Origin of the sequence: Enterococcus diestrammenae (genome assembly GCF_049384045.1) — a bacterium.
Lineage (GTDB): Bacteria > Bacillota > Bacilli > Lactobacillales > Enterococcaceae > Enterococcus_C > Enterococcus_C diestrammenae.
Genome location: NZ_JBMRGR010000001.1, coordinates 94,284 through 112,854, shown reverse-complemented (window position 1 = coordinate 112,854; position 18,571 = coordinate 94,284). Strand labels below are relative to the sequence as shown.

At 44.3% G+C, this 18,571-nt stretch carries 15 protein-coding genes and 1 tRNA gene; 4 read left to right on the top strand and 12 right to left on the bottom strand.

Annotated elements, in window-relative coordinates; genetic code table 11:
• Nucleotides 1–602 precede the first annotated feature (602 nt).
• Nucleotides 603–675 (top strand) — tRNA-Lys (locus tag ACO03U_RS00540).
• Between the two features lie 137 nt (nt 676–812).
• Complete coding sequence (locus tag ACO03U_RS00535) at nt 813–1,307, top strand: YcxB family protein (RefSeq protein WP_204684850.1); 495 nt, start codon at nt 813–815, stop codon at nt 1,305–1,307.
• 143 nt (nt 1,308–1,450) lie between these two features.
• Here the strand turns inward: ACO03U_RS00535 and ACO03U_RS00530 are convergent, their stop codons facing one another.
• From ACO03U_RS00530 to ACO03U_RS00510, 5 genes are all read right to left on the bottom strand, one after another.
• Nucleotides 1,451–2,746, bottom strand: a complete 1,296-nt coding sequence (locus ACO03U_RS00530; protein ID WP_204684852.1) for an aspartate aminotransferase family protein — start codon at nt 2,744–2,746, stop codon at nt 1,451–1,453.
• A gap of 29 nt (nt 2,747–2,775) precedes the next feature.
• Complete coding sequence (locus tag ACO03U_RS00525) at nt 2,776–4,809, bottom strand: peptidase U32 family protein (RefSeq protein WP_204684854.1); 2,034 nt, start codon at nt 4,807–4,809, stop codon at nt 2,776–2,778.
• A gap of 139 nt (nt 4,810–4,948) precedes the next feature.
• A complete protein-coding gene (locus ACO03U_RS00520; protein WP_204684856.1) occupies nt 4,949–5,911 on the bottom strand; it encodes an ABC transporter substrate-binding protein in 963 nt (320 codons plus the stop codon).
• 131 nt (nt 5,912–6,042) lie between these two features.
• Nucleotides 6,043–6,915, bottom strand: a complete 873-nt coding sequence (locus ACO03U_RS00515; RefSeq protein ID WP_204684858.1) for a UbiA-like polyprenyltransferase — start codon at nt 6,913–6,915, stop codon at nt 6,043–6,045.
• Nucleotides 6,902–8,347 carry a menaquinone biosynthesis decarboxylase gene (locus ACO03U_RS00510; protein WP_204684860.1) on the bottom strand — a complete coding sequence of 482 codons (1,446 nt, stop codon included), beginning with the start codon at nt 8,345–8,347 and terminating at the stop codon, nt 6,902–6,904. Before ACO03U_RS00510 ends, ACO03U_RS00515 begins: the two co-directional genes overlap by 14 nt.
• 353 nt (nt 8,348–8,700) lie before the next feature.
• Between ACO03U_RS00510 and ACO03U_RS00505 the strand changes: the two genes are divergently transcribed.
• Nucleotides 8,701–9,216, top strand: coding sequence for a helix-turn-helix transcriptional regulator (locus tag ACO03U_RS00505; protein ID WP_204684862.1), 516 nt, complete (start codon nt 8,701–8,703; stop codon nt 9,214–9,216).
• A gap of 29 nt (nt 9,217–9,245) precedes the next feature.
• Entirely contained in the window at nt 9,246–9,932 is a 687-nt protein-coding gene (locus ACO03U_RS00500; protein ID WP_204684863.1) for a hypothetical protein, read from the top strand.
• Between the two features lie 242 nt (nt 9,933–10,174).
• Here ACO03U_RS00500 and ACO03U_RS00495 read toward each other — a convergent pair whose 3' ends face one another.
• The 7 genes from ACO03U_RS00495 to nrdH form a co-directional block, all read right to left on the bottom strand.
• On the bottom strand, nt 10,175–10,339 hold the full coding sequence (locus ACO03U_RS00495) for a FeoB-associated Cys-rich membrane protein (RefSeq protein ID WP_161870152.1): 165 nt from the start codon (nt 10,337–10,339) through the stop codon (nt 10,175–10,177).
• Between the two features lies 1 nt (nt 10,340).
• A complete protein-coding gene (gene feoB, locus ACO03U_RS00490) occupies nt 10,341–12,515 on the bottom strand; it encodes a ferrous iron transport protein B (protein ID WP_237583962.1) in 2,175 nt (724 codons plus the stop codon).
• Complete coding sequence (locus ACO03U_RS00485; protein ID WP_161870151.1) at nt 12,515–12,985, bottom strand: FeoA family protein; 471 nt, start codon at nt 12,983–12,985, stop codon at nt 12,515–12,517. Before ACO03U_RS00485 ends, feoB begins: the two co-directional genes overlap by 1 nt.
• A 295-nt stretch (nt 12,986–13,280) precedes the next feature.
• Nucleotides 13,281–14,189: a DUF92 domain-containing protein gene (locus ACO03U_RS00480; protein ID WP_204684864.1), complete on the bottom strand. Its 909-nt coding sequence runs from the start codon at nt 14,187–14,189 to the stop codon at nt 13,281–13,283.
• A 512-nt stretch (nt 14,190–14,701) separates the two neighbouring features.
• Entirely contained in the window at nt 14,702–15,664 is a 963-nt protein-coding gene (gene nrdF, locus ACO03U_RS00475) for a class 1b ribonucleoside-diphosphate reductase subunit beta (protein WP_161870149.1), read from the bottom strand.
• 63 nt (nt 15,665–15,727) lie between these two features.
• Complete coding sequence (nrdE, locus tag ACO03U_RS00470; protein ID WP_204684865.1) at nt 15,728–17,890, bottom strand: class 1b ribonucleoside-diphosphate reductase subunit alpha; 2,163 nt, start codon at nt 17,888–17,890, stop codon at nt 15,728–15,730.
• 99 nt (nt 17,891–17,989) lie between these two features.
• Nucleotides 17,990–18,214 carry a glutaredoxin-like protein NrdH gene (gene nrdH, locus ACO03U_RS00465; protein WP_161870147.1) on the bottom strand — a complete coding sequence of 75 codons (225 nt, stop codon included), beginning with the start codon at nt 18,212–18,214 and terminating at the stop codon, nt 17,990–17,992.
• Nucleotides 18,215–18,571: the final 357 nt, after the last annotated feature.

The window sequence follows — 18,571 nt, the reverse complement described above, 5'->3', positions numbered from 1 at the left end:
GAAATAAGATCATAAAAAAGCTGAAATAGGGTTTCATTAGCGAAACTTTAGTTATTTTGAAAAACGACTAGCTCCGTCTCCTGTTTCCAAACTATTCCCACTAAACAAAAGGGCAGACGGCTACTCCTCTCTCGATAGCAAAAAAAAGACCTACTGGCGGGGGACCAGTAGGCAGGAGTAAAAATGAAAAAGTGTTAGGGTTTGTCTTGGAATAAGACAGGTTGTTTGTTGGTACACTGTTAATATAACCGGTAAATGTGAAAAAATTGTGAACGGGGTTTTGCATTGTGGTAAACTTTCTTTTACGAAAGTTTTACATTAAAAATTTGACCCCACTTTTCTTTAATGAGCATTAAAAAAAAGTGAAAGTGAATGCCTTTAGCGCTCGCTAATCCAGGCGAAACGACTATATGATCTCAAACGTTGGCGACTTACAAGTAGCTCTTTGTGTTCCCTGCTTAGATAGCAAGAAGGTGCAAGGACTCTTTTTGACTGTGACGCTTATCATTTTTTTGATTGATAAAAATTTTTTACTTTTCCTTCTTGCTTTTTTAAAAACAGAGTGCTAACATAATAAAGTACTTTTCTTATAGGAAAGTTACGGGTTGTTAGCTCAGTTGGTAGAGCAGCTGACTCTTAATCAGCGGGTCGCGGGTTCGAGCCCCTCACAACCCATTGGGTGCCAAACCCACGGAAGGATGAACGCCGGTGCGAAAGCATTTTGAAGACGTTCATGCCTTCCATTTTTTATTTTATCCACCTTCTTGACCCTCTAAGCGCTTGAACAATCTAAACGAAGGCGAGGAACCATCATGGAAACAGCTCTTTTCACTGTCCAAAGTACCTATACCGAAGCAATGATTGCAAACTTGAGTGATGTCGTTTGGAAATATGGCGAGATTGGCCGTCGCTCTCGGCTCTTAATTACGGGCATGGTGGTGGTGCTAGCTGTTTTACTGCTTTTACTGACGGATAAATGGTGGCTGCTCTTTGCGGTTCTCTTAGGCTGGCTTATTGGGTTACGATTGTCTCCCAAAATGTTTGCCAAACAGGCCATTAAAGCTTACCGCAGTAACAAAAGCGTGCAAAACCTTCCGCTGCGCTTTGACTTTTATAATGATTATTTCACCCAGACCTCCAAAAAGGGGGTCACCAAAATTTTCTATCATGACCTTCATCAAATCGTCATTGTTGATCAAATGGCCTACCTCTTTCTCGCTATCAACCAAGCAGCGGTGGTCCCATTAGCGGATTTGACCGCTAGCGAAGTCGCTTTTTTTGAAACGCTTAAACAACAAGCAAAATAGTAAAAAGCCAAACGCCGATGGGTACCACCTCATCAACGTTTGGCTTTTTTAGACTAAGATATTCAAAATTTTCACCAGCAAAAACCGCTAAGTCCAACCAGTAACTTCATTTTCAAGAGTTAAACGAGTTCCCTCAGCCTTTCTTACGATTCCACTTCCGTCAAAACCTCATCCAAATTTTGTAAGAAGAAGGCTACGTCCTCTTCAGTGATAACCAGTGGCGGTTGCATCGCTAAAACATTGCGGTTTTCACCATTTTTTCCCACCAAAATTCCGCGATCTTTCATTTTTTCCAAAATCACATCAACTTGATCTGCAGCAGGGGCAAGGGTCTTGCGATCGGTAACGAGTTCAGCCCCTACCATCAAGCCCAAGCCTCGTACGTCTCCAATCAGAGAATACCGAGTAGCCAGTTCTCGCAAGCCATTTTGCAGTTGTTCGCCACGGGCATTGGCATTTTCCAAGAGTTTGGCTTCTTCTAGATAAGTCAAGACTGATAAACCTGCCATGGTGGAGACGGGGTTGCCTCCCAGTGTCGAAGCGGATGGCCGGGTAAAGGCGGCCGCGATTTTGTCGGTGGTGATATAGGCCCCAATCGGAAAACCATTACCCAAAGCCTTGGCTACCGTCATGATATCTGGCACGATACCGAAATTCTCGATAGCAAACATCTTGCCTGTCCGGCCAAAACCTGTTTGGACCTCATCGACAATCAATAAAATATTGTGAGCTTCTAGCAACGCTTTTAATTTCTTAAAATAGTGCGGTGTCGGGATGACGATACCGGCATTTCCTTGGATTGGTTCCACAATCATAGCCGCAATCTTGCCAGAAGTTCGCCGACGGATCAAACGAGCCACATCCGCCACACATTCATCTTCAAATGCTTCTTGAGTTTGCCCTTGCCCATCTCGATAGAAATATGGATTACGAGCAAAATGGATGCCACCGTTGGGGGTGTCGGTGGTGCGCCACATGCCGATACCGGTGAGACTCATGGTCAATTGGGTACGACCGTGAAGTCCCAAATCCAAAGCGATAAATTCATGGGCTTCGGTATACAGTTGCGCCATCAACAGCGCCCCTTCGTTGGCTTCCGTTCCTGAGTTTACAAAGAAGGTCCGCTTTAAATCCCCTGGGGTTACTTCCGCTAGTTTTTCCGCCAAGTTGACCCCGTTTTCTGTCAAGTAAATATTGCAGACGTGTTGCAAGTCTTGGATTTGGTCGATCACCGGGTTGATGATCGCCGGATTGGAATGGCCGCAATTCATCACGGAAACGCCGGCATAAAAATCCAAGTATTTTTTCCCCTCGGAGTCAAACAAGTACTGCATTTCCCCTTTGACAAACTGAGGTGGATTTTTATAAAAATGATTGATACAAGGTACAAAATATTCGTTTTTCTTGGCAATAACGCCTGCTGGTCCTAGATAACTCATGAAAGATTCATCCTTTCTAAACGTAGTGCTTAGTCAAAAATCAAGGTCTGCAAACTTTGGTCGTGACCGGTGACAGTCGCAAGGCGGTCTGACCAAGCCATCCGGTCTGACAACGTAGCCTCCGTGCTGGCTAAGGCTTCCCGATAGATGGCAATCACTTGTTTCAAGCTTGCCCCATCGTATTCTTTGCCTTCAATTCGGATTGCCCCCACGCCAGTTTGGCGGATTTCCGGTAAAAGAGGAGCATAGTCAAAATCTTTGGTAGGTAACAGATGATTTTTACCATATTGGTCGCAACGAATCTTACGGACAAAACCATTTTCGTCAATTAAGTCCAAATTGTCTCCGGCGTCCCCACCATCGATCCAATCGTTATCGGTACGATCTGCTTGTGCTTTCTTGAAAGAGTGTTCCATATACATCAACGTCGGTGCTCCTTGAACCAAAATTTCGCTTGGTAAAGGCATTTGAGCAGGCGTTGTAGCTAAAATGGTGGCTGGAGCCTCGATGGAAAGAGTGACGGATTCCAAGCCTTGTTCTTGATAAAACTTACCACTCAAATGATTATAGACGTTCAAGCCGTAGTCCCCACGCAACTTCAGACCGGTATGTTGATAACGATGGGTTTCACCAATGTTGGAAACCAACAGACCGGTGATACCCATTGCTGGTAACTGGGCAATCAAATCATCCAACAGCCGAAACTGATTTTGGTCCAACATTCGTGGTAGGACATAATAAACAGGGATTTGAGCCTCATTGGCTGCTGCGGCAATAGCTCGCAAGTCGGCAATACTAAAGGCAGGATTTGGTTCCAAAACTTCGCCGGACAAGTATACACTGTCCACTCCACTGGCAATAGCAGCCATCGCCGCATCCTTGTTATCCACTGTAACCCGAATTTCGATGGCATCATTTGCTGCGGCTGTCGCTTGTGCAACTAACGTCGGCACCCCTACCGAAGCCTCAGTTTGTGCTACAACAGCTTGCTGAGCAGTCGCCGTTGCGGTTTCTTTTGCCAATAACTCTTGTAAATGAGCCGCAACCTTTTCTACACGGCGAGGTTTCATCACTGGTTCTTCCAATGGACGGGAGAAAACCCGGGGTTCCCGCTGCCCGTCCATCGCGATATTGGTTAAGCCAGGTTTGCCAAATGCATAGGCCGTCGAAAGGTCTCGCACCCGATTTTCTTCGAGATAGGCTACTTTGTCCAAATCAGTCTGATAGCTGACAGGATCTGCTAAGAACCGATCGATGGCTTCTCCGTATAAGTTAATCAATTCAATCAAGTAGTCTGCTCCCCGCATCCGACCTTCAATCTTGTAGGAGTTGACCCCAGACATGATTAGTTCAGGAATGTGTTGATACAAAGACATATCCTTGACAGCCATCGGATACACCAAAGCCGCTTTTGGATCGTCAGCTGTCGCATCTTGGTAGGCCCACCGACAAGGTTTCATACACAGGCCCCGGTTGCCACTTTTGCCAAAATAAACACCACTGGCATAACACTGAGCGCCATGAGCAATGCACATATCCCCATGAATAAAATATTCATACTCCAAACCAGGATATTCCCGAACAAATTCTTGCACTTGAGCCAAAGAGGCTTCTCGAGAAATTACACAACGGGTCACCCCTAGCTCCTTAGCAGTTGCCAGCATTTCAGCATTGTGAGTATTAGCCATAATACTTAGATGTAGTTCCAAATTGAGACCTAACTCTTTAATCAACTGAACAGCACCGAAGTCTTGGATGATTAATGCATCTACTTGAGCGGCTTCTAAAAAACGTAGATAGTCCTCCGCATCCGCAAGTTCAGCATCTGTCATCATATTGTTAAAGGTGACATAGACTTTTTTACCCAATTGATGGGCAATCGCTACCGCCTCCAAAATTTCATCATTGGTCAGATTGTGTTTCGGATTGTGCATGCGCATATTGAATTTTTTGCCGCCTAGATAGACAGCATCTGCGGCACTCTGGATAACTTCTTTAAAATCTGCAAAAGTTCCCACTGGTGCCAGCAATTCGATAGAACGTCCTTGGTAAGTTCGTGACATAGTTGATTTTCCTTTCTGGTAATGCTTTTTCCTGCAAAGTTGTTTCTTAGGCTGCAAGATGTGAAACAGCGACCCGCAAAAAGGTCGCTGTCATGGTTATCTTTGACCCCTGATTTTTAAACAGTTACCGGCTGCCGCTTTACTTGAAGTAAACGTCTGACAAAACATCCGCTGGTTTCAAGTCTTTGGTCAACAAGTCATGTTCTTTCGCCCAAGCAAAAGCTGCAGTGATATCTTCATCTGTTGCTTGTTCAGCGTGGGTGTAGTCAGGGACGGTAATTTGTTCTTTCAACGTTTCTGGGAAGCCGACTTCATCGATAAACAATTGAATATAGTCGCTCTTATCATGTTCTTTAATGTAATCGACAGCCTCATTATAAGCTTCATACATTCCTTTAATCGCATCTGCTTTTTCGTCGATGACATCCGCTGGCATCCCCATAACAAAAGGATTGATGCCAATTTCACGAGTAGAATCCAACACCCGCAAACCATCGGCAACGGCCATCGTAACAAAAGGCTCTGGCAAAATAGCAGCTTGGGCCTTTTTATTTTTTAACAATTCCAAACGAGTTGGCACTTGTGGGACTTCACTGACGTTGATATCTGAATCATGTAGGCCAGCTTTTGCCAAAATTTGGGTAACGGCATATTCCGTCCCTGTTTTTTTCGACAAAATGACATCCTTGCCTTTTAAATCAGCGGCGGATTGAATACTATCATCACCGGTTACCAAGTCGAATTCTCCGTAAGTATTCCCGGTAATTTTTACATCCATCCCCGCTTCTTGGTAAATCGCAATCGCCACTAAATCGGTGGAGACCCCATCGACTTTACCGGCTTGGAAAGCGGCATCCCGATCTTTAGCTGCCTTGAAGTTTTCTAATTGAATATCGACTCCATGATCTTTATCGAGGCCTTTTTCATGGGCTAAAACCAAGGGAATGTTATCGGTAGAAGGCATCACACCTAAAGTCAAAGTGGTTACTTTTTCATCTTTGGTAGCCGTACTTTCCTTTGTGTCTTTAGCTGTTGTGCCACATGCGCCTAAAGTCATCGCTGCCAGTGCCAAAATTCCTGCTGTTGTCATCCATTTTTTCATTACTAAAAAACTCCTCTATTCACTTTTTCGTCCTGCTACCCAAATATTTCCGTTCAAACCTATTTCCAATAGTTGGCCTGATTTGCAAGCCACGGTGAAGCTAGTCCGGCAAAAGTCACTTCCTTTTGCGCCTAGAAAAAGACATCCAACAAGCCAATCGCCAAAAAGACGAGACTGACAATTTCGTTGACGTTATATGAAGCAATTTCCGCATGGGCTAAGTGATCCGGACGAACCACCAGATGTTCCAAAATCAATAATGCACCAATCACGGCTAATCCCAAAAAGTAAATCCAACCAAATGCGGGAGTCACCAAGCCTACCATAACTAGACAGATAAAGGTCATTCCATGAAAGATACGCGCAATCAATAAACCATTTTTGACCCCCACTGCTGCCGGAATCGAGTGAATTCCATGGCTGCGATCAAAAGCCACATCCTGGGAACCATAAATAATATCAAAACCTGCCACCCACAGCATATTGGCTCCGGACAAGAAGAAGGCGGTCCAAGAAAAGCTATTGGTGATGGCAATCCACGCTCCCGCTGGTGCCATGGCGCAGGTAAAGCCCAGCACCAGATGACACAAAGCCGTGAAGCGTTTCGTATAGGAATAAATGACCATAAAAAAGATAGCAACCGGTGATAAGGCCAGAGTGACTGGTCCCAAAAGCCCTGCCACAATCACTGTCACGATAAAACACGCAACGCTAAACCACAACGCTTCTTTTTTGCTCATCTTACCTTGGGGAATCTGGCGCACCGCCGTCCGTGGATTGGCTCGGTCGATTTCCGCATCGATAACCCGATTGATGGCATTGGCACCGGTGCGGGCTGCCAATAATCCCACCAACAATAAGAAAATCTTCCGCCAATGAAAGGTCCCATTTGAGGCTAGTAGCAACGAAATAATCCCAAAAGAAAAGGAGAAAATCGTGTGTTGAAACATGACTAACACCCCATAGCTATGGAGTTTGTCAGCGGCCTTTTTAATCCAAACCATAATCAGACCACCGTTTCGTCACTTGTTTTTTCGTCTGTTCATCCATCGTCACATCTTCCGGCCAAGGTCGGGTGTGACCTTCTTCTGGCCATTTGCGAGTAGCATCAATACCTAAGCGCGTTCCAAAAAAGGCATTTGGTGAGGAATGATCCAGCGCATCTAGGGGCCCTTCATTGAAGACGAAATCCCGTTTGGCATCGATGTTATTGAAGACTTTCCAAGCGACTGTCGAAAAGTCATGGGGATCGACGCTATCTTCCACCACGATGATCATCTTGGTGTACATCATCTGCCCTATGCCCCAACAAGTATTCATCACTTTATGGGCATGATAAGGGAATTTTTTCTTGATGGAGACGATCACACAGTTATGAAAGACGCCTTCAAAAGGCATCGCCAAATCCGTGATTTCGGGAGCCATCATCTTAAGCAAGGGTAAAAAGACCCGTTCCGTTGCCAATCCCATATAGTCATCTTCCATCGGTGGTTGCCCAACGATGGTTGCCGGATAGACAGCATCTTTGCGGTGAGTGATGGCCGTGACATGAAAGACTGGATACATGTCTTCCAATGAATAATACCCCGTATGATCCCCAAATGGACCCTCTTCACGCAAAGGTTCAGTGACATCCACATAGCCTTCAATGACAAACTCCGATTCTGCCGGTACATAGATATCATTAGTAATCGATTTGACCATTTTCACTGGTCGCTTTCGCAAAAAGCCCGCCAACATCATTTCGTCGATCATCTTGGGAAGTGGTGCTGTCGCCGCATACGTAATGGCCGGGTCTCCTCCCAAAGCTACGGAAACCGGCATTTTTCCTCCAAGCTTGCGATATTTTTCATAGATTTCCCGACCATCTTTATGCCAATGCCAATGCATACCAGTGGTCTTTTTATCATAGACTTGCATCCGGTACATGCCGGTATTTTGTTGCCCGGTATCAGGATCTTTGGTCATCACCAACGGCAAGGTGATAAAAGGACCACCGTCTTGCGGCCAACATTTGAGTATTGGCAATTTGGTCAGATCCGGATCAGTCATCACCACTTCTTGGCAAGGCCCTTTTTTGACTTTGATGGGAAAAACCGCTGCCATTCGTGAAAGTTTTGGCAATTGAGTCGCGCTTTTCACCCACCCGGCATAGTTGGACATATTGATCAAATCCGCAATCTGTTCCCCCACGTCATTGAGGCTATCCACCCCTAAGCCAAGGGCCATCCGTTTTTCAGAACCCATAGCATTGATTAAAACAGGAAACTCGGACCCGGCAACATTTTCAAACAGCAACGCCGGCCCATGAGCTTTGGAAATTCGATCAGTGATTTCAGTGATTTCCAAATCCGCCGAAACTTGCGCCTTCACCCGCTTGAGTTCTTGTTGCTTTTCCAAGGTTTGGATAAATTCATGTAAATTTTTATAGGCCATCTTCAAGTCCTTTCTTTCTTTAGCTGCGCCTCATATTTAGAGGGCTTGTTATTGTAATAGACAAAAATTGTGCCTTTACTCACAAAACAAACAGGCTTATTTTACCATTAAATGGCTAAAAAGAACATCGTCATTGCTTAATCCGTCGCTAGCCAGTTTCCCTTCGCCAAAGAGCCTCAGAATTTTTTCCTAAATCGCAACCTTTCCTAATTCATTGAAGGGTTCAAAAAAGCCGTCCTTAAGCCATGACAAGAGATTTTGACAAGGAAATCCAGAGAAAAGCCCACCTTTTTGAAAAGGGTCTGCTATCATGAAGAAGTAGCAAGCAATCTTTAAAAAAGGTGGGAAAACTTATGGAACTCAATCAACGGCTAAAGGAATTACGCTTTGAACATCAGCTAACCCAAGAAGAGCTGGCTCAAAAAATCTTTGTCAGCCGCCAAACCATCTCCAATTGGGAAAACGGCAAGGGCCAACCCGATCTCGAAAACTTAATCCTTCTTAGTGAATATTACCAAGTTTCCTTAACAGAACTAGTGGAAGGTCCTTTACCTTCACAAAAACAGCCGAAATTTTTCGTCGCCCGCCGTTTTTTGATCAGCTATCTGGTACTCTGCTTAATTGCTCTGATTTGTCAGATTGTTTTTCAGCCAAAATCCGCACTGGTACCGTTACTGTTTGCGATCGTTTGCGCGATTCAATCCTGTCGTTATTTATTCAAAACCAAACGCGGGGCCAATCTCTATGGCCAAGGTGAAAACATGTATGATATCGGCATCATTATGGCTGGGCTCTTTTATATGATGATCCTCGTCGCCATCGCCCTCCAAGGTATCGTCACTGGCGAAATTCCCCTGCGTCCCTGGTAATATACTCAGCTAAGAAAGGAGCCCTCCTTATGAAAGGCATCATCGTCACCATCAGCCACCAACAAAACAATACGATTCAGTGGACTTGGCAAGATCAGCAGTATTTGCCACGATTTACCAATTATTTGAAACTCACCTATCCTGATTATGATTGGGAAATCATCCCCGGTCATGATTTGACCAATCATGACCTTGGCCAATACCAAGCAGCGGCCCTGCCACCTGTCTCGGAAAAATTTGTCGAAACAATTCGTCAGTTAAATCCTCAAATAAAACTGATCATACCTAAACGGGAAGACTTTATGTATATGATGGCGCCAAAAGCCATGGTGCTGGGTCGCACAACCGGCTATCTGGTAGCCACCGGACCCCAGATTACTACCCGTGGCCTGCCTTCTGAAGCCCGCCAAGCTAAGTTTTCCAACGAAAGTCTCCGGCAATTGATGCGAGACTATCCGACGATTTATTGGAGCGTCGTCACCTTTGAAGAACTAAAAGGTAAATTGACGGAAAATGCCACCGATGTCACAGTCGCGTTGACGCCCCAAGCAATCCCTTACGAAAAATTTATTGCTACTCATTTTTCTGAAGCCACGGTGCTTCATGCCACTCCATCAAAACTAGCTGCCACACCGAAACAACTCGAACTGATGATGATGGGTACCGTACTGACGACGATGTTTTTATTGTGTTTGATGTGTTTGGTAGGGATGTAAGCCACTCCCTCACTCTCCTAGTTAATGCACGAGGCTGACTGGCGTGTTCACAAATATTCCACTGAGATTAGCACAGCAATTTACAACCTAAATCTTACCTTTTCCAAACATCAGCAAAGGCCGCATGATTTGCCGCTGAAGGCCTGATAGGTTAGCCTTTTTGATACTTTTCTTCTTGTAAAACCTTTTTTAAACAAAAAGCCCTTGAAACCGACTACCAGACCGTTTTCAAGGGCTTTTCTTTATTCTTTAAGACGCATATTGCTCTGTTGCAAAAGTGTGTTTTCTTTCACACTACAGCCGCACTTACAGTCTTCACATTTTGAAGAACGGCCGGTGATGCGATTAAAAATTACCCAGCCAGCACCACCGAAAATTGCAATACTCAAGACAATCGTCCAAAACATATTATTTCGCTCCTTCTTTGGCAATGACTTCTGGCATGGTGAGGACAAAATCAGCAGAAGATTTGACTTTGACTTTGCGAGTCAAACTCCAAAGCATAAAGCCCAAGACCGCCAAGGCCGCTACCGTACCAACGTTAAATTGGCCATTTTCAAAAATCAAATGCCCAAATTGATAAATCATCAAGCTGACACCAAAAGCTAACCCACATTGATAAGCAACAGCTCGCAAGGTCCATTTCAGTGCTCCCATTTCCCGATGGATTGCGGCAATCGAAGCAAAACAAGGGGCACACAACAAGTTAAAAGTTAAAAAGGAATAGGCGGCTACTGGTGTCAACGTGGCCCGCAGTGGTCCCCAGATTTCCACACCATTTTCGGCAACTTGGTCCATGCCACTGTACAAGACACCAAATGTCCCGATGACATTTTCTTTCGCCACTAAACCAGTAATGGCAGCAACGGTTTCCCGCCAATTGCCCCAACCTAATGGTGCAAACAACGGAGCAATCAAGCGGCCAAAGCCAGCTAAGATGCTGTTTTCTTCCCCAACAGCTTGCAAAGTCCAGCTGTGTGTGGAGGTAAACCAAATGATGATACTGGAAACAAAGATAATCGTTGCAGCATTTTTAATAAAGGATAGCCCTCGATCCGCGACTTGATGCAAGACCCCTCGCAGTTGGGGTAAGTGATAAGCTGGCAACTCCATAATAAAAGGTGCCGGATCCCCAGCGAATAACTTCGTCTTTTTCAAGGCAATACCGGAAAACACAATCGCTGCTACCCCTAAAAAGTAAGCAGAAGGAGCCACCCAACTAGCATTTGGAAAAAAAGCACCGGCAATCAAGGCGATGATGGGTAGTTTTGCACTACAAGGCATAAAAGTCGTAATCATGGCAGTCATGCGGCGATCTTTTTCATTTTCAATCGTACGACTCGCCATCACCCCGGGCACCCCACATCCGGTAGCCACTAGCATGGGGATAAAGGATTTACCAGACAAGCCAAACTTGCGGAAGATCCGGTCCATCACAAAAGCGATGCGAGACATATAGCCACAATCTTCAAGTAAGGATAGACATAGGAACAAGACCAACAACTGTGGTAAAAAGCCTAAGACCGCCCCAACCCCAGAAATGATGCCATTGAGCAAAAGGTCTTGCATCCAAGGAGCGACATTGCCTGCCGCTAGCCAACCAGCCACATGATTGGGCACTAACTCGCCAAAAAGGACATCATTGACCCAGTCAGTCCCCATCACGCCGACGGTTTGGATGGACAAATAATAGACCCCCCACATGGCAAAAGCAAAAATCGGCAAGGCCAAAATGCGATTGGTCACCACTTGGTCGATACGATCAGAGATGGATAGGCGCAAATCCCCTTCTTGAGTCATGCACAAAGTCATCAAACGACCGATAAATTCATAACGTTCATTGATCAAAATCGCATCGCTGGTATCGTCAAATAGTTTTTCAGTGATGGCGATAATTTCTGCGATGTCTTTTTGTTGAATTTTGGAAAGCTCCAACTGTTCTATGGCTAACGGATCTTTTTCGAAAAGTTTGATGGCGTAGTAACGGGCTTGTTTTTCCGGTACCGTATTTCCTAATACATCGATCATTTCAGTCAAGGCTGCCTCGACCCGCTCATCATAAGATGGAAACAGCGGTTTTTGTGCTCCTTGAATAGCGGTGATCATTTTTTGGACCCCTTGATCCAACCCTTGCTTCTTCAAAGCGCTCATGCCCACCACTTCAATACCCAAGCCATAAGCCAGTTTATCTAAATTGATGCGCTTACCGGACTTTTCTACAATATCCATCATATTGATTGCCAAGACCATAGGCAAACCGATTTCCATCAATTGGGTAGTCAAGTAAAGATTGCGTTCAATGTTGGAACCATCAATGATGTTTAAAATCCCGTCTGGCTGGCCACTAAGCATGTAATCTCGCGTCACCACTTCTTCAGGTGAATAAGGCGACAAGGAATAGATTCCCGGTAAATCTTGGATGGTAATCCCCTTGTCTTTTTTCAGTTTGCCACTTTTACGTTCGACGGTGACCCCTGGCCAGTTCCCGACGTATTGCAACGAACCTGTCAAGGCATTAAAAGTACTGGTTTTCCCACTATTGGGATTACCGGTCAGGGCGATTTGCATTTCTTTTTTTGACATCAGTTGGTGACCTCCCGTTCGACTAAGATGTACTCCGCCTCACTTTTGCGTAAGGATAGTGCATACCCTCTAAGGGACAGTTCGATGGGATCTCCCAAAGGCGCCAATTTTTTCACAGTGACTGCTACCCGCTTCGTCAACCCCATATCCATCAGCCGCCGTTTAATCGCCCCTTCCCCAAAAATAAGGACGACTTGACCAGTATCCCCCACAGACAGTTGATCCAAAGATAAAATTTCTTTACTAATACCAGCAGGCTTGACTTGGATTTCTTCTAAAATACTGTAATCCAAGGCTATCCGGTTATTGTGCAACAAAACAATACCGCTTTTGCTCTGTGTCTTCAGCAAGATCACTTCACTGCCGACAATCAAGCCTAAATCTTGCAAATGCTTTTTAATCTCTGGCTGTTCGGGAACGCCGGTGACTTGATACGTTTGATGCGGTGTGACATCAATTAATTTCCCCATTTAGTTAGGCCAACTTTCCTTGAGCAACGTAACCCAGTCTTTAAGACCCCCATCTCAAGCGACTGATAATCGTTCTCAATTGATTTCTAATTAGTAGAATAAAGCGATTTTCCCGAGAAGTCAATGGTCTTATGGATTTTGTAAGGAAATTCACATGAAAAATAAGCATGGTAAGAATCATGAAACTAAATGATTGAACGCTTTGGAAAATTTGAGGCTAAAAAACGCCGACTTAGAAGCATAGACCTTCCAAGTCGGCGCTAGCCATTTAAGAGAACATAATACCTAAAAAATGTCATAAACCTTGAAGCCAAAAGGCAAGCAACAGCGTCAATAAACCCGTCAATAAATTCACTGTATCATTGTTAAAACCCGGTAAGCCACTGATTTTGGTCGTAAGCTCGCCATGATGCTGCCGTTGTTCAGTGATCTTCCCACAAATGGCACAGCGGTATTTTTGTTGTACAGTCCCTCCCAATAAGCTGTCGATCCAAGTTGCCGCAAAGCCAGCCAAGGCCGGGACCCAGAAAAAAGCACAGGTAGTAGCCTCCGGGCGAAAAAGCTGATTGCCCCCCCACCAAAGGCCTGCGACAATGATTGCGGCCCCAGCACCGGCCATCGTTCCTAATAAACTAACGCCACCAGAAAGCCCTGACGCCAGTTTCCGACCACTTACGATGGACCGCGGCGCTTTGCTAGATAAAACCCCAATTTCGGAAGACCAAGTATCTGCTGCCACTCCAGCGATGACGGCGACTTCCGCCAATAAAAAAGGCAAACTTGCCTCAGTAACAGCCAAACTACTTTGCCCAGATACCAACCAACGTTGTCCCACCAAAACCGCCAATAATGGCCCACAGTTGGCCACTACCTGTCCAGCATCGCGAGCACCAGCTTTTTCAATAATTTCATGGGCATCAGTAGGATTTGGTGGAAGCCCCCACTTTTTCAATCCTTGGACGCCGTAACTCATGGCAAAAAACAATGCCAAAAAACCAGCCATCACCGGTGACAATGCAAATATCATAGAACCCAACAGGACCAGCATCACGGCGCCACTAGTCTGTAACCAATCCGCCAGCCAACTAAAGACTGCCAATAAACTAGTTCCCAACAGTCCTAGCAAGAGTAAGTAAAAAGTAATCACAGCCATCCCTCCATTGGCAATAGTGTAGCATAGTTCCACTAATTCAAGCGCCTTCATATTGGAATAGCCTCGCCTATAAAAAACAGGGCCACCCTGTTTTATCGATAAGGGATGAATTCCCTTTGCTTCGTAAATCTAGCAAATTGTTTTCTTGTAGGTAGCATGAGTACCGTGAAAAGGTGAGATTTAGCAGAGTCGAATTGGATTGACAGTAGCTCTGAAGATGCGTAATGAATTACTTAAATTTGTGGTGCTTGCACCACTTACTCTAAGTTTGAATGCGCAAGGCAAAGCTAAAGGTGCGTCTGCGCATTCAGTTCATCTAAACAAACACCGTTAAGATGAACTAGCAATGACAAATTTGGTCTTCATTTGGCATTTGCCGGTCTAGCTACCGTCAACCCAATTCCTAGGTCGCTAGATTTCACCTTTTGGGCATCAAAATATCGGCATGATAGGCCACTTAATTTCTGATACATCAGTCTTTTTGGAGCTTAATTTTTATAAGTTCTAAATCTAAAAAAAAACCGCCTCTCTTTTCAGAGAAACGGTCTCATAGCAAGGATTGGTTACATCCCTAACAAATAGTCATCATCTTTCATCGCTTCCACCGTCCCCAACAAATAACCGTTCCCCACTTGGGAGAAGAAATCATGGTTGGAGGTACCGGTGGAAATCCCGTTCATAACGATGGGATTGACATCGTCAGCGGTATCTGGGAATAAAGGATCTTGTCCCAAATTCATCAGGGCTTTGTTGGCATTGTAACGAAGGAAAGTTTTGACTTCTTCCGTCCAGCCAATGCCATCGTAAAGTTCAGCGGTGTATTGTTCTTCATTTTCATAGAGTTCATATAATAAATCGTACATCCAGCTTTTTAATTCTTCTTGTTCCGCTTCTGCTAGTTCATTGAAACCTAGCTGAAACTTATAGCCGATATACGTCCCATGAACACTTTCATCCCGGATAATCAATTTGATAATTTCTGCCACATTAGCTAGCTTGTTGTTTCCCAAATAATATAACGGGGTGTAAAACCCAGAGTAAAACAAGAAGGTTTCTAAAAAGACGCTGGCAATCTTCTTTTCCAAAGGGCTACCATTTTTATAGATTTCATTGATTCGTTCTGCTTTTTTCTGAAGATAGACATTGGTGTTGGTCCATTGAAAAATTTCTTCAATCTCAGCAGTCGTATTTAACGTAGAAAAAATTGAAGAGTAACTTTTCGCATGAACAGATTCCATAAACTGAATATTATTTAATACCGCTTCTTCGTGGGGGGTGCGGACATCCTTTCGCAGTTGATCCATGCCACTTTCTGATTGGACGGTATCCAATAAAGTCAAGCCACCAAAGACTTTTCCCACCAGATCTTTTTCTTCGGCAGACAGCTTGCGCCAATCATCCAAGTCATTAGACAAAGGAATCCGGGTATCCAACCAAAATTGTTCGGTCAGCTTTTCCCAAGTGGATTTGTCGATGACATCTTCTATCTCGTTCCAGTTAATCGCTTCATAATAGGTTTCACTCATCAGTATTGCCTCCTTTTATTTACCTCCGCCGCCTATGCTTGCGGGCTTTTATTCGGCCAGTTGCTAAATCACACAACTTTCACATTGATTGGAGCCGATTTCTTCATTGTCATCGGTAAAGGTGCGGACATAATAAATGGATTTAATCCCCTTGTTGAAGGCGTAATGGCGCAAAATATTCAAATCCCGCGTAGTTTGCTTAGCCGTCTCGGTCTTCCATTCGTACAAACCTGCTGGGATTTCCGAACGCATAAATAACGTCAAGCTCATACCTTGGTCGATATGCTTTTGAGCAGCCGCATACACATCAATGACTTTCCGCATATCCATATCATAAGCGGACTTGTAATAAGGTAGCGTATCATTGGACAGATAAGCCGCCGGATAATAGATTTTACCGATTTTCTTTTCCTGCCGTTCCTCGATCATCCGCGTGATTGGATGAAGACTGGCACTGGTGTCATTGATATAAGAAATCGAGCCGTTGGGTGCCACTGCCAACCGATTTTGGTGATACAAGCCCGTCGCTTGGATTTGATCTCGCAAAGCTTGCCAATCAGCTGCCGTAGGAATAAAAATTCCGTCAAACAACGCTTTTACGCGATCTGATTGTGGTTGATGTTGCCCTTGGATATATTCGTCAAAATAGCTACCATCCGCATATTTGGATTTTTCAAAGCCAACGAAAACCGTCTCTCGTTCTTGGGCAATTTTATTTGAAGCCACCAACGTCCAGTAATTCAACAACATAAAGTAAATATCGGTAAATTCAATGGATTCCGGCGAACCGTATTCCAGATGATTTTTAGCAAAATAGGTGTGTAGTCCCATCGCACCTAAGCCAATCGTGTGGGCTTCTTCATTGCCCTTTTCGATGGAAGGCACCACATCAATATGGGAATGATCCGTCACATAAGTCAACGCACGAGTCATGGCTTGGACTGACCGGCCAAAATCGGGACTAGCCATCAAATTGACAATGTTTGTCGAACCCAGATTACAACTAATATCGGTCCCCAATACTTCATACTCTTGTTTGCCATTAATCAATGACGGTTGCTGCACTTGCAAAATTTCTGAACAAAGATTACTCATGATGATTTTACCATCGATGGGATTGCTGCGATTGGCGGTATCGATATTTATCACATACGGGTAGCCAGATTCCTGTTGCAATTTAGAAATTTCATTTTCCAAATCGCGGGCCCGAAGCTTGGTTTTCTTGATGCGAGGGTCCGCCACAAGCTTGTCATATTCCGCCGTGATATCCAAATAAGAAAAAGGAACACCATATACCCGCTCTACGCTATAAGGTGAAAACAGGTACATCTCTTCGTTGTTACGGGTCAATTCGTAAAACTTATCCGGTACTAAAACACCTAGGGACAAAGTTTTGACACGGATTTTCTCATCGGCATTTTCCTTTTTAGCTGACAAGAAATTGATGATATCCGGATGAAAGACATTAAGATAGACCACACCGGCACCTTGTCGTTGTCCCAACTGGTTGGAATAACTAAAACTGTCTTCAAACAGTTTCATCACCGGCATCACGCCACTAGCTGCCCCCTCATAACCTTTGATCGGAGCCCCAGCTTCTCGAAGATTGCTCAAGGTGATGCCCACGCCACCCCCGATACGGGAAAGCTGTAAGGCGCTATTGATGCCGCGGCCAATGGAGTTCATGTCGTCCATGATTTGGATTAAGAAACATGAAACCAATTCTCCCCGTCGCTTCCGCCCAGCATTCAAAAAAGATGGTGTTGCCGGCTGATAACGCTGATGAATCATTTCATCTGCTAGTGTCAAGGCCAGCGCCTCATCTCCTTCAGCAAAATACAAGGCATTCACCGCCACCCGGTCTTCATAAGTTTCCAAGTAGTATTCCCCATCATTGGTTTTCAAGGCATACTGAGAATAAAACTTATAGGCTGCCATAAAGGATTTAAAGCGGAAATGTTGCTCTTCCAAAAAGCGGTAGAGTTTTTCGATAAATGCCGGTGAATACTGGGCCAAAAATTCCGCTTCCAAATACTCATGGTCTACCAAATAAGCTAGTTTTTCATGGATATCCGTAAAGGTCATGGTATTGGGTAAAACATTTTCTTCAAAAAAAGCGGCCAGCGCCTCTTGGTCCTTGTTTAACGGGATTTGCCCATTTACTGGTCGATTGATTTCATTGTTCAATTTATAATAACTGACGTCCGTCAATGTTTTCAGACTCATAGAAATCCTTCTTTCTGTTATCAAATTAAAATGGACTCACCAGCCACAATAGCTGGCAAATCCATTGGTAGCAGTAGCCAACGATGAATTAGTCCATAGTTAAGAAGCAAGTTGTCGCAATTGATCGGGACGGAAGCCGACAATCGCTTTCTCACCTTTCATGATAATAGGCACTGACTGGAAGCCGGCCGCCTTAAGCGTCGTGATTGCTTCAGGTTGTTGGTCGATATTTATTTCAGTAAAAGCAATACTATTTTCAGTCAAGAAACGCTTAGCCATCTTGCATTGCATGCAGTTATTTTTTGAATAGAGTGTGATATTCATCTTCTCGTCCTCCTACTTTTCTCTGTGTAGTCTCAGTATAGCGAAGCCTCCCCTGAAGTCAAAAGTTTTGCTCACAAAAAAACACAAGATATTGTGTTCTTACAATTTATAAAACACTATCTATTGTGTTTCAGTTAAGCTTTTACAACTGGTATATTTCATGAATCCGTTGCCTTTAGCAGAGAAATCGCGAAAAAAGATTAGTAAAAATTGAAAAAAGAGCTTGATAACACAGCTGAAGCAGTGTTATGTGACAGTAGTTCAAAGGCAAAGCTAAAGGTGCATTTGCACATACAGTTACATCTAAGCAGAAACCGCTAAGATGAACTTACAATGACAAATTGCTTTGTATTTGGC